Source organism: Streptomyces sp. NPDC006296 (assembly GCF_040613235.1).
GTDB lineage: Bacteria > Actinomycetota > Actinomycetes > Streptomycetales > Streptomycetaceae > Streptomyces.
The window spans coordinates 117933-130279 of record NZ_JBEXRT010000008.1 but is presented as its reverse complement, the minus strand read 5'-3'; the positions used below and the strand labels follow the sequence as shown (position 1 = coordinate 130279).

The window sequence follows — 12347 nt, the reverse complement described above, 5'->3', positions numbered from 1 at the left end:
GTCGCGTCCCGCACCACCCCCACGACCCGGTGCGCCCGGCCGTCCTCCGAGCGCAGGATCTGCGCCTGGACGTGCGTCCACTGGCGGGCCCCGTCCTCCAGCGGCACCTGGAAGTGCACGCTGTAGGAGCTGCTCCCCCCGGAGACCGCCTCGTCGATGGTGGACTCCAGACGCGCGCGGTCCGTCGCGTCCAGGCGGTCGATCAGGGCCGTGGGCGAGTGCGCGAAGCGCGCCGGATCCAGGCCGAGGACCAGCAGACCGGCGTCGTCGATCTCCATGGTCCGGGCGTCCAGATCCCACTCGAAGCTGCCGGTCCTGTTCAGGGCGAAGCGCTCCGCGCTCCCGGCGGCGTCGGCGCGTCGCCGTTCGCGAGGGAGCCGCGACGTTCCGTCGCCGTCTGCGCGCCGTGAAGGCTCGGTCATGCGTGCTCCGGAGGTCGTCCGGCGGGGCGGCCGGGCCGTCGCGGTCCGTGGACCCCAATTGTCGAGCCCGCGCTCCGGGAGTGCCACAGCGGGAGACCCGCCGCCGGTGGCCCGTGACACCCGTCGCAGAATGGGCCCGAGAGACCGTCCACGGCTGACCGGAGCGCACACATGAACGATGACGAGCCCGTCCTGCTGCACACCGAGGGACACCTCCTGCACATCACCCTCAACCGGCCGAGGGCCCTGAACGCCCTCACCCACACCATGGTGCGCGGCATCGACGAGGCCCTGGCCCGGGCCGCCGCCGACGACGCGGTCACGGCCGTGGTCGTCGCGGGAGCCGGCGACCGGGGTCTCTGCGCGGGGGGCGACATCCGCTCGATCTACGAGAACGCCCGGGCGGGCCGCAGCGCCTCGGTGGACTTCTGGCGCGACGAGTACCGGCTCAACGCCCGGATCGCTGGGTTCCCCAAGCCGTACGTGGCGCTCATGGACGGCCTCGTGATGGGCGGCGGCGTGGGCGTGTCCGCGCACGGCGGCGTACGTGTCGTCACCGAGCGTTCACGCGTCGCGATGCCCGAGACCGGGATCGGCTTCGTCCCCGACGTGGGAGGCACCTACCTGCTGGCCGCGGCGCCCGGTCTGCTCGGTACCCACCTGGCGCTCACCGGCCGCGCGGTCGGGGCCGCCGACGCCCTCCTCTGCGGGCTGGCCGACCACTTCGTGCCCTCGCAGCACCTCGCCGACCTCACCGCCGAGCTGGCCCGCAGTTCCACCCCGGCCGAGGTGGAGGCGACCGTGCGGCGGTACGCGTCCACCCCTCCCGAAGGGGAACTGGCCGCTCAGCGCCCGTGGATCGACGAGTGCTACGCCGCCGAGTCCGCCGAGGAGATCGTCGACCGGCTGTCGGACAGCGGTCTGACGGCGGCGAAGGAGACGGCCGCCGAACTCCTCGCCGTGTCACCCACCGCGCTCAAGGTCACGCTGGCCGCCGTGCGCCGCGCCGGCCGGCTCGGCAGTCTGGAAGCCGCTCTCGACCAGGAGTTCCGCGTCTCCTGCCGGGCCTTCACCGGACATGACCTGACGGAGGGCGTACGCGCCCGGATCATCGACAAGGACCGCACCCCGCGATGGAGCCCGGCCGCGCTCGGTGAGGTGACCGCTGCCGAGGTCGCCCGCCATTTCGAGCCGCTCGGGGACCGGGAACTGGGCCTGTCCACGAGCTGATCCCCGCCCCCCTGGATGTCCTGCCACCGGTCCCGGAATACCCGGGTGCAGGGCGGCCGGGGGCCGGGGGCCGCCGGACTCCGACGGCCGGGCGCCCGCCCCGGGGAGCCGGAGCGGCCTGCTATCCGCGTGCCGGCAGCCGGGCCGCCGCCCGGTCCCAGGCCGCCGGATCCCCCTGCGGGGTGTAGTGCCGCAGTTCCTGGGTGCGGGCGACCAGGGCGCGCATCTCCGCCGGCCCGCCCACCAGCCCGTGGGCCCGTGCCTGGAGCAGCACGTTCCCGAGCGCGGTGGCCTCGGCGGGCCCCGCGGTGACCGGCAGGCCCGTCGCGTCGGCGGTCCACTGGCACAGCAGCTCGTTGCGGGAGCCGCCGCCGACCAGGTGGATCCGCGTCAGCTCACGCCCCGCCAGCCCGGCGGCCCGGCGCAGTGTCCTGCGGTGCGCCAGCGCCAGGCTCTCCAGCACGCACCGCACATAGCCGCCGGGCCCGTCCGGGGTCGGCTGCCCGGTCCGTACGAGGGCGGCGTCGATCCGGGACGGCATGTCGCCCGGCGCGAGGAACTCCGGATCGTCCGGGTCGATCACGGAGGCGAACGGCCGCACCCGCGCCGCGTCGGCGAGAAGAGTCTCCAGCGCGACCGGTGTGCCGTCGCGTTCCCAGGTACGACGGCACTCCTCCAGCAGCCACATCCCCATGATGTTGCGGAGATAGCGCACCGTGCCGTCCACCCCGCGCTCGTTGGTGAAGTTCGCGGCCCTCGACTCCTCCGTCAGCACCGGTGCGTCCAGTTCGAGACCGGCCAGCGACCAGGTCCCGCAGGACACGTACGCGAATCCGGGTTCGGCCGCCGGGACCGCGGCCACGGCCGAAGCGGTGTCGTGCGAGGCGACCGTCGTCACCGGGGTGTCCGCCGCGAGGCCGGTGTACGCGGCGACGTGCGGCAGCAGGGTGCCCGCTCGCGCGCCCGGTTCGCGCAGGGCGGGGAACAGCGAACGCTCCAGCCCCAGCCGCGCCATGAGCGCCTCGGACCAGTCGCCGGTCCGCGCGTCGAGCAGCCCCGTTGTCGAGGCGTTGGTGACCTCCGCCCCCACCGACCCCGTCAGCCAGTACACCAGCAGATCGGGCATCAGCAGCAGCGTCCGGGCCGCCGGCCACTGCGCGGTGGCACGGTGGGCCTCGATCTGGAAGACCGTGTTGAACGGCAGGTGCTGCAAACCGCCGACGGCGTACAGCTCCCGGGCGCCGCACCGGCTCAGGACCCGTTCGGCCGCTGCGGCGTTCCGCTCGTCGCGGTAGTGGAACGGAAGCCCCAGGAGCGACCCGTCGGCGTCCAGCAGCCCGTGGTCCACGGCCCAGGTGTCGATGCCCACCGAGGCCACGGGCCCGCCCCGCGAGGCCGCGCGCAGCCCCTCCAGCATCCCCTGATACAGGGCGAGCACGTCCCAGCGGAGCCCGTCGGGCAGCCGGACCGGCGTGTTGGCGAAGCGGTGCACCTCGGTCAGCACCAGCTGGTCGGGGCCGACCCGGCCGGTGATCACCCGTCCGCTGGTGGCGCCCAGGTCCACCGCGGCGAACACCGCGTCGTGTCGTGAAGTCGCAGGCATGGACCCTCTCATCCCATCCGGGCGAACCCGCGCCCCGGCCGTCCGTGGAACGGCGTCCGGGGCGCGGCGGGGCGGCACTCGGTCAGCGCAGGAACGCCGCCGCCACACCGGCGTCGACGGGGATGTGCAGACCGGTGGTGTGCGTGAGGTCCCCGCCCGTCAGGGCGAAGACCGCGTTGGCCACGTGCTCCGGCAGCACCTCGCGCTTGAGTATCGTGCGCTGCGCGTAGAACTCGCCGAGCTTCTCCTCCTCGATGCCGTAGGTCGCCGCACGCTGGGCGCCCCAGCCCGCGGCGAAGATGCCGGAACCGCGCACCACCCCGTCCGGATTGACCCCGTTGACCCGGATCCCGTGCTCGCCCAGCTCGGCCGCCAGCAGGCGCACCTGATGCGCCTGGTCGGCCTTGGTCGCCGAGTAGGCGATGTTGTTCGGACCCGCGAACACGGAGTTCTTGGAGGCGATGTAGACGATGTCGCCGCCGAGGCCCTGCGCGCGCATCGTCCGGGCCGCCTCGCGCGAGACCAGGAACGACCCGCGCGCCATGATGTCGTGCTGGAGGTCCCAGTCCCGGGCCGAAGTCTCCAGCAGCGGCTTGGAGATGGAGATCCCGGCGTTGTTCACGACCAGGTCCACGCCACCGAAGGCGAGCGCCGCGGCCTTGAACGCCTCCACGATCTGCTCCTCGGAGGTGACGTCGACCGTCACCGCGACGGCCCGGTCCGGACCCCCGAGCTCCTCCGCGACCGCGGCCGCGTTCTCGGCGTTCAGGTCCGCGACGACCACACACGCGCCTTCCGCGACGAGGCGGTGCGCGATGGCCTTCCCGATGCCCGACCCGGCGCCGGTGACGAACGCGACCCGTGTGGCCAGCGCCTTCGGCCGCGGCATCCGCCGCAGCTTGGCCTCCTCCAGCTCCCAGTACTCGATGCGGAACTTCTCGGACTCCTCGATCGGCGCGTAGGCGGACACGGCCTCGGCCCCGCGCATCACGTTGATCGCGTTGAGGTAGAACTCCCCGGCGACGCGCGCGGTCTGCTTGTCCTTGCCGAACGAGAACATGCCGACGCCGGGCACCAGCACGATCGCCGGATCCGCCCCGCGCATCGCGGGCGAGTCCGGCACGGCGTGACGCCGGTAGTACGAGCGGTACGCCTCCCGGTACTCCTCGTGCAGCGCCCCGAGCCGGGCCACCGCCTCGTCCAGTGGTGCGTCCGCCGGCAGGTCGAGGACCAGGGGGCTGACCTTCGTCCGGAGGAAGTGGTCGGGACAGGACGTCCCGAGCGCCGCGAGACGGGGGTGCTCGGCGCGCGAGAGGAAGTCCAGCACGGGCGCCGCGTCGGTGAAGTGCCCCACCTGGGGGCGGTCCGTGGACGCCAGCCCGCGGATGACCGGAGCCAGCGCGGCGGCCCGCTCCCGGCGCGCCTCCGCGTCCAGCGCCTCCCGGCCCGGCAGGACGGCGCCGAAGGGCTCGGCCCTGCCGTGCTCGCGCAGGAACGTCTCCGCGGTACGGATCATCCAGAGCGCGTTGCGCTCGCACTCCTCGGACGTGTCGCCCCAGGCGGTGATGCCGTGGCCGCCCAGAACCACCCCGACCGCCTGCGGACGGGCCTCCTTGACGGCCGCGATGTCGAGTCCCAGCTGGAATCCGGGCCGGCGCCAGCCGACCCAGGCGACCCTGTCGCCGAAACAGTCGGCGGTCAGCTTCTCGCCGTCCGCCGCACATGCCAGCGCGATTCCCGAGTCCGGGTGCAGATGGTCGACGTGCGCGGCCTCGACCAGGGCGTGCATCGCGGTGTCGATCGAGGGCGCGGCGCCCCCCTTGCCGTGCAGGCAGTAGTCGAACGCGGAGACCATCTCGTCCTCGCGCTCCACCCCCGGATAGACGTCCTTGAGCGCCCTCACCCGTTCCAGCCTGAGCACGGCGAGACCGGCCTCCGTCAAGGTGCCGAGATCGCCGCCCGATCCCTTGACCCAGAGGAGTTCGGCCTCTCCGCCGGTGACCGGGTCGGCCTCGGTGGCCTTGGCCGAGGCGTTGCCGCCGGCGTAGTTCGTGTTGCGCGGGTCGGAGCCGATCCGACGGGCGCGCTCCAGGAGCGCGGCCACTTCCGGGTGCGTCGCGGACGTCATGAGGGTTTCCTTCGCGGGGAGGGGCGGGTGCGGGGCCGGGCCGGGCGGGGAGAGGCGGGGGAGCGGCGCTCAGGCCCCCCAGCCCGCCTGCTCCCCGCCGACGCGGTCGGCGGCGATGCGCTCCTGGTTGCCGGAGGCGAGATAGGCGGCGAACGGATCGCGGGCCAGGCCCAGTTCCTCCCGGACCTCGGCCAGCAGCGGCCGTACGTCCGTGTTGAACGCGTCCATCAGCACCCCGTTGGAGGCGAGGACGTCACCGGAGCGCTGCGCCTCGGCCAGTGCCTCGGCGTCGATCAGCAGCGCCTTCGCGGTCGCCTCCTGCACGTTGGTGACCGAGCGGATCACCGCCGGGATCTTGGCCTCGATGTTGTGGCACTGGTCGAGCATGAAGTTGACGTCGGTCTCGGGCCTCAGGCCGCCGTTCTTCACCACCTCGTGCATGATCCGGAACAGCTGGAAGGGGTCGGCCGCTCCTGCCATCAGATCGTCGTCCGCGTAGAAACGGGAGTTGAAGTCGAACGCGCCGAGCTTCCCCTCGCGCAGGAGGAAGGCGACGATGAACTCGATGTTGGTGCCCGGCGCGTGGTGGCCGGTGTCGACGACGACCTGGGCCCTGGGCCCCAGCTTCAGGCAGTGGGCGTACGAGGTGCCCCAGTCCGGGACGTCGGTGGTGTAGAAGGCCGGCTCGAAGAGCTTGTACTCGAGCAGCATGCGCTGGTCGTCCCCGAGCCGCTCGTAGACCTCGGCCAGGGCCTCCGCGAGCCGGTCCTGACGGCCCGTGATGTCGTCCTGCCCCGGGTAGTTGGTGCCGTCCGAGAACCACAGCTTGAGATCGGGGGACCCGGTGGAGTCCATGATGTCGACGCACTCCAGCAGATGATCCGTCGCCTTGCGGCGGACCTTCGGATCCGGGTGGGTGACCGAGCCCAGCTTGAAGTCGTCGTCCTGGAAGACGTTGGAGTTGATCGCGCCGATCCGCAGCCCGAGCTCCTCGGCGTGCCGGGTCAGCGCCGCGTAGTCCGCCACCCTGTCCCACGGGATGTGCAGGGAGACCTTGGGAGCGACCCCGGTGTACGCGTGCACCTGCGCCGCGTCCGCCAGCTTCTCGAACGGGTCCCGCGGGACACCGGACTGGGCGAAGACCTTGAAACGGGTCCCCGAGTTGCCGTAGCCCCAGGAGGGCGTCTCGATGACCTGAGACTTCAGAGCTGCCTTGACGGCCGACACATCAGACATGAACACCTCGTAAGCAGAGTCATCCGGCGACCGCTCGGGATCGGGATGTGAATCGTTTCATCCGGAACGTACGCTAGATTTCGGCACTGCTGCTCGTCAAGGAGCTGGTCCGGTTTCTTCGGGGTTTGAATCAATTCACCGACCGGTCCCGCCATCCGCCGGTGTCCGCGTCGCAGGGTGACGACGGGCCGTGTGCTCCGGATCGGCCGACGCGGTCCTCCAGGCCCCCGCAGCCCCGCCCCGATCCTCCCGACGCGGTGCGGTCCGCTCGACGTGCTGTCCCTCGACGGCGGGCGGACACTGGGGGCGCCGGAGTCCCCGGCTCGCGACAGCGCGCGCTTGGCGGTCACCCGGCGGCCCGGTCCGCCGGAGGCGGCACGGCCGGACGCACCGCGGAGGCGGGGGAGGGCGGGGCTCCACGCCCTGCACCGGTGTCGAACGGCTCTCGTCGGTGACTGGCGGGTGGACGGTGCACGAGCCCCGGGCCGCCGGGCCCGGCGACCTCAGGACCCGACCGGAGGACCCCATGGAGAAGGTTTTCGAGATCTACGTCCGCACCACTCCCGAGCGCCTCTGGGAGGCGATCACCGATCCGGAGATCAGGAGCACGTACAACTTCGGCGCCCGCGTCCTCTCGGACTGGACCCCCGGCTCAGGCTTCGAGATGTCCGCCCCCGGTGCCCCGGGCCCGCTGGGAGAGGGGCAGAACCTGGAGGTCGATCCGCCCCGCAGGCTCGTGCAGAGCATGGTGGCGCTCTGGAGCGACGAAGTCAGGGACGAAGGACCGACCCGCATCACCTGGGAGATCGAGCCCGTCCGGGACTCCTGCCGGCTGACCGTCACCCACGGCGAACTCCGCGACGGCGCCGACCCCGAGCTGTACGGCGGATGGCCGATGATCCTCTCCGGCCTCAAGACCTGGCTGGAGACCGGGGAGCTCCTCACCACCCCGGGCTCGCTGCTCCACGGCGGCGGGTGACCGGCGGACGGCCGCGGCGGGCGCGCCACGAGGACGTCCGCCGCGTCCTTGCCCTGCCCGCCCCCGACGCCGAGTGCCTCCGGCGGGCGCCGGCCGGGCAGCGGTCCGCGACCGGGGACCGCGTGCCCGGGACGGCCGGTGTGGAGGCGCGTCAGCGATCAGAACCGGACAGACTCGGCCGGAGCTCCCGCACGAGACGGAAGAGCCGTGCCTCGTTGCCCGCGAGGCCGGCACCCCGCAGGGCGTCGTCCGCCTCCTCCATCGGCGAGGTGAGCAGCGGCATGTGGTGCGGGGGATCGGCCGGGTCGGCGAGCGCGGCGCGAGCGGCCGCCAGCAAACGGACGTACGCCTGAGCCGCGGCGATTTCGGCTTGGTGCATCTCAGCATCTCCCGGTCAGAGGTGTCGGACCGTCAAGCATCCCCCACGGCACCGACAACGCCGCCGGGTCCGTCACGGAGAGCGCCTCAGGGGCGGACCCCGGGCGGCGCCTCGACCTCCAGGAAGCGCCGCCGGCGCGGTCCCCGGTACGACAGTGCCGTCCAGCCCAGCCGCCGCAGCACGGTGAGGCAGCGGGCCAGCGCCTCCTCCTCGTCGTGAGCGGCTCCGCTGCCCCGCGGTCCCGCCCACTCGACGCGCACGGAGCCCGGCGTTTCGCCGTCGCACACGCGGTATCCCGAGGCGCTGCGCTCCCCGGACGCCCCGACCGCCGAAGCGGGTATCCCCGCCGCCTCCAGCGCCAGGGCCACCGCCCGGAGCGGCCGGTTCAGCTCCCACGCGGCCGGGACCGCCTCGGGGTCCACCCGGTCCCCGCCGGTCAGCCGCCTGATCTGAAGCATCCCCTCGAAGGCGGTCCGCACCTCCGCGGCACGCACCTCGGCGCGCTCCGGGACGGCGGGGCCGTCCCCGGTCGCGGGCTCGAATCCGCTCTCCTGCGACGCGCTCACGTCCTGCCCCCTTCACCGGTGCCGCGCTCCGCGGTCAAGTGTGCGCCCGCCCACCGACACACGCCGCCGCGCGGGGTGCCTCCGCACCCATAAGCTGTCCCGACACCGCACATCGGAGGACCGGACACGTGCCCGACCAGGACCGACCGCCGCCGGGCGCGCCGCACTGCGTGCCGACTGCGCGAACTGCTTCGGTCTCTGCTGCGTCGCACTGACCCTGACGGCTTCTTCGGACTTCGCGATCGACAAGGACGCGGGCACCCCCTGCCCCCACCTCGCCGACGACTTCCGCTGCGGCATCCACGCCCGGCTGCGTCCCGAGGGATTCTCCGGCTGCACCGTGTACGACTGCTTCGGGGCGGGCCAGAAGGTCTCCCAGGAGACCTACGGCGGCCGGGACTGGCGGTCCGCCCGGGACACCGCCGGGCAGATGTTCCAGGTCTTCCCCGTGATGCGTCAGCTGCACGAACTCCTTTGGTACCTGACCGAAGCGCTCACCCTGCCGGCCGCCGAGCCCCTGTACGCCGAACTCCGTGAGGCCCTCGCCGTCACCGAACACCTCACGGCTCTGCCCGCCGGCGACCTCGCGGATCTGGACGTGTCCGCACACCGGGACGAGGTCGCCGCGCTGCTGCTGCGTGCCGGTGCGCGCGAACGCGCCGCGATCCCCCGGCGCGACAGGCGCAGCCGACGGGGAGCCGACCTCATCGGGGCCCGGCTCAGGGGAGCCGATCTGCGCGGGGCCGAACTCCGGGGGGCGTACCTCATCGCCGCCGATCTGCGCGGGGCCGATCTGCGCCGGGCGGAACTCATAGGCGCGGACTTCCGCGACGCCGACCTGTCCGACGCCGATCTCACCGGCGCGCTCTTCCTCACCCAGGCCCAACTGAACGCGGCCAGGGGCAACGCCGCCACCAGGCTGCCGGACTTCCTGACCCGGCCGCCGCACTGGGAGCCGAGCCGGTCCGGCTCCGGGTGAAGCCGCCCCCGGCCGATCCGCCGCCCGGGCCCGTGTGGCGGTGCCGGTCCTCCGGCCGCATCCACCATCGAGCCCAACGTCCTTTCTTTCAGGCGTCTTTCGGCGTCCAGTGCGTTGACATGAGCGCGATTATCGGGTCGCCTGAGATCTGCGGTTCCGTCCGCGACGCGGACCGGTGCCGAAGGGTCCCCCACACCTTCGAGGAGAAACCCATGACGGTGTCCCGAAGAGGCTGGGCAGCACTCGCGCTGTCACTCCTTCCCACCCTGATCCTCCCCTCCTCACCCGCGTCGGCCGCCCCGGCCGGAACGGCCGCGACGATCTGCAACCGGCAGTGCGACGCCCGTGATCCGTCCACCGCCACCTCTGAACGCGTCCCCGTCACCGCCGGCGTCCACGGACGCACCATCCGGCTCCATCTCTCCGACAACGATGTCATGGGCTGGGCCTCCGTCGACGCCGGCGACCCCGGCGACGAGGTCTGGCTGGACCGGAGCTTCGACGGCGGACGGACGTGGGCGTCCGGCAGCAGGCTCGGAGCGACGAAGACCCCTGCGGGCTCGCGCGGTTGGCGGACCCAGATGTACAACGTCGACGACTGGAACACCGCCGGAGTCGGTGCGCTCCGCGCCTGTGGCAAGGCCGGCGACCGCCCGGAGATCAGTTGCACCGGCTGGGCCCGCACCGACTGGAACGCCTGGAGCCGGAGCACCGCCGCCGCGACCGCCCTGATGATGTCGTACGACCGGAACACCGGCCTCTTCGGCGGCAACGGCTGGTGGACGGGGGCGAACGCGCTGACGGCCGTGCTGGACAACGCGCGTCTCAGCGGGATGCCGAGCTACCGGTACGCGATCGCCTCGACCTACGACAAGAACATCGGAGCCCAGGGCGGCGACTTCACCAACGACTACCTGGACGACACCGGCTGGTGGGGGCTGGCCTGGATCGCCGCCTACGACGCGACGGGCGACAAGCGCTATCTGGACACCGCGCGCGTCGACGCGGACCACATGAACGACCACTGGACCGGCACCTGCGGCGGCGGTGTGCTGTGGAACGAGACGAAGACCTACAAGAACGCGATCACCAACGAGCTCTTCCTCCAGCTCAACGCGGCACTCCACAACCGGATCCCCGGTGACAGCGTCTATCTGGAACGGGCCAGGAAGGAGTGGACCTGGTTCCGGCAGAGCGGCATGATCAACGGTGACCACATGATCAACGACGGTCTGACCGACGCGTGCGCCAACAACGGCCAGACGACGTGGACGTACAACCAGGGCGTGGTGCTCGGCGGGCTCGAGGAGTTGTACCGGGCCACGGGCGACGAGAGTCTGCTGACCACGGCCCGTCAGCTCGCCGATGCCTCCACCACCCGGCTCCAGACGGACGGCGTACTGCGCGAACCGGGGGAGTCCGACAGCTGCACGGGTGACGGCCCGTCCTTCAAGGGTGCGTACGTCCGCGGTCTCGGCAAGCTCGACGCCCGCCTGGCGGACCACCCCTACGCCGCCACGCTGGACCGGTGGGCCGACGCCGCTCACGCCAGGAACCGCAACTCCCTCGACCAGTACGGTCCGCACTGGAACGGCGGCAACGGCGTGAGCGACTACGGCTGCCAGCAGAGTGTGCTCGACCTGTTCAACGCGGCAGGCCAGTAGGGGAACCCCGTGGGCGGCTCCCCGACCGGTACGCCCACGGTCGCGGAGCCGCCCCGCCCGGCGCCCCGGAGGCCGGCCGCGGACGCGCCGGTTCCGTTGCCCCGCTGTTCCGGAGGCCGGGCATCCTCCGCACGCCCCCCCGCGGGAGGCACCGGCCCCGGCCCCCGTGGCCGGCGGCCGTCCCGGACCGGCATGCTCCCGGACCGGCATGCTCCCGGGCCGCCACGCCGGGGCGGTGGCGGTGCCCCTCCGAGCGGGCGGTACCGCGTGCCGCGCGACGACGGCCCGGCCCCACCGGCGTACCCACGGTGAGGCTGCGCCGCACACCTCACCCGAGGGGCGGCCCGTCCTGCACCCCGCCGTCCTTCTCCGGGTCCTCCCGCTCCAACGCCGCTTTGAGCCGCTCCAGCGTCGTCCGGATGTTCCCGCGCTGGAACTCGGCGAAGGTGTGCCCCCGTGTCGCGACCCGGTCGAAGGCGTTGGCCAGGAAGTCGGGCCACGACCGCCGGTTGTCCGTCCAGGTCTCCGTGACCCGCGTGGAGCCGTCGACGTCCTCGAACCGGTACTCCCAGAGTGCGATCGCCCCGGGCAGGAACGGGCGCCTCGCCCCTATCGCGTGCACGCGGAAGGCGAACCGCTCACCCGGATCGGCGGCCGTCACCGTGCACTTCGTCGTCCACCGGAAGGAGCCGCGTTCGTTCCGCCCCTCGAAGACCATGCCGACATGGGCGCCCCGCTGTTCCCCGAGCACGTTCGCGCCCTTGTTCTCCGGACTCCAGCGGCCCATGGCGGTGGGATCGCTCAGTTCCGCGTACACGGCCCTCGGGGCCGCGCGGATGAGGATGCTGTCCGATACGGACATCGTGCGAGGCATCAGAAGTCTCCTTGCCTCCGGCCGGCCGGGCATCTGCCACGAGCCGGGCGGATCATCTGCGGACGGTCCGGCGGTACTGGTTCGTCGGACAGTGTGTCGTACACGCAGCAACCACCCGGACACCGGACCCGGGCGGTCCGCACCGGTGGGCCCGGCCGGACCGCATCACCGCCCCCGCCCGAGCGGACGCATTTCCTCTGCGATGAATCGGTTCTTCACCGAGGGGACGGATGGGCAGGGGCCGACGGGGCAGATTGGGGAGCGGTAACAGAACCGCAAGGCCCCCG

10 protein-coding genes and 1 pseudogene are annotated in these 12347 nt (G+C 72.6%); 4 read left to right on the top strand and 7 right to left on the bottom strand.

All coding sequences use genetic code 11. The features are described from left to right. Positions 1–5 precede the first annotated feature (5 nt). Positions 6–422 (bottom strand): annotated as a pseudogene (locus tag ABZ172_RS08215) (PAS domain-containing protein); the annotation flags it as partial. 171 nt (positions 423–593) lie between these two features. Here ABZ172_RS08215 and ABZ172_RS08210 point away from each other — a divergent pair. Next, entirely contained in the window at positions 594–1652 is a 1059-nt protein-coding gene (locus tag ABZ172_RS08210) for an enoyl-CoA hydratase/isomerase family protein (protein ID WP_356881419.1), read from the top strand. A 121-nt stretch (positions 1653–1773) separates the two neighbouring features. On the opposite strand, the gene ABZ172_RS08205 is transcribed toward ABZ172_RS08210, so the two are convergent. From ABZ172_RS08205 to rhaI, 3 genes are all read right to left on the bottom strand, one after another. Beyond that, positions 1774–3255, bottom strand: a complete 1482-nt coding sequence (locus ABZ172_RS08205) for a rhamnulokinase family protein (RefSeq protein WP_356881417.1) — start codon at positions 3253–3255, stop codon at positions 1774–1776. A gap of 82 nt (positions 3256–3337) precedes the next feature. Beyond that, positions 3338–5383, bottom strand: a complete 2046-nt coding sequence (locus ABZ172_RS08200) for a bifunctional aldolase/short-chain dehydrogenase (RefSeq protein ID WP_356881415.1) — start codon at positions 5381–5383, stop codon at positions 3338–3340. 69 nt (positions 5384–5452) lie between these two features. Continuing rightward, the gene (rhaI, locus tag ABZ172_RS08195; RefSeq protein WP_356881413.1) at positions 5453–6619 is read right to left on the bottom strand and encodes an L-rhamnose isomerase; all 1167 of its coding nucleotides are present in this window, start codon (positions 6617–6619) and stop codon (positions 5453–5455) included. 526 nt (positions 6620–7145) lie between these two features. On the opposite strand from rhaI, the gene ABZ172_RS08190 reads away from it, so the two are divergent. Further along, entirely contained in the window at positions 7146–7598 is a 453-nt protein-coding gene (locus ABZ172_RS08190; RefSeq protein WP_356881411.1) for an SRPBCC family protein, read from the top strand. Between the two features lie 151 nt (positions 7599–7749). Here ABZ172_RS08190 and ABZ172_RS08185 read toward each other — a convergent pair whose 3' ends face one another. Together ABZ172_RS08185 and ABZ172_RS08180 are read right to left on the bottom strand one after the other, a co-directional pair. Then, positions 7750–7977, bottom strand: coding sequence for a hypothetical protein (locus tag ABZ172_RS08185; RefSeq protein ID WP_356881409.1), 228 nt, complete (start codon positions 7975–7977; stop codon positions 7750–7752). An 86-nt stretch (positions 7978–8063) separates the two neighbouring features. After that, the gene (locus ABZ172_RS08180; RefSeq protein WP_356881407.1) at positions 8064–8543 is read right to left on the bottom strand and encodes a hypothetical protein; all 480 of its coding nucleotides are present in this window, start codon (positions 8541–8543) and stop codon (positions 8064–8066) included. A gap of 166 nt (positions 8544–8709) precedes the next feature. On the opposite strand from ABZ172_RS08180, the gene ABZ172_RS08175 reads away from it, so the two are divergent. Both ABZ172_RS08175 and ABZ172_RS08170 read left to right on the top strand, forming a co-directional pair. Beyond that, entirely contained in the window at positions 8710–9522 is an 813-nt protein-coding gene (locus ABZ172_RS08175) for a pentapeptide repeat-containing protein (protein WP_356881547.1), read from the top strand. A gap of 212 nt (positions 9523–9734) precedes the next feature. Beyond that, on the top strand, positions 9735–11186 hold the full coding sequence (locus ABZ172_RS08170; RefSeq protein ID WP_356881405.1) for a glycoside hydrolase family 76 protein: 1452 nt from the start codon (positions 9735–9737) through the stop codon (positions 11184–11186). Positions 11187–11514: 328 nt separating this feature from the next. Here ABZ172_RS08170 and ABZ172_RS08165 read toward each other — a convergent pair whose 3' ends face one another. After that, complete coding sequence (locus tag ABZ172_RS08165; RefSeq protein WP_356881402.1) at positions 11515–12060, bottom strand: SRPBCC family protein; 546 nt, start codon at positions 12058–12060, stop codon at positions 11515–11517. Between the last annotated feature and the right edge of the window lie 287 nt (positions 12061–12347).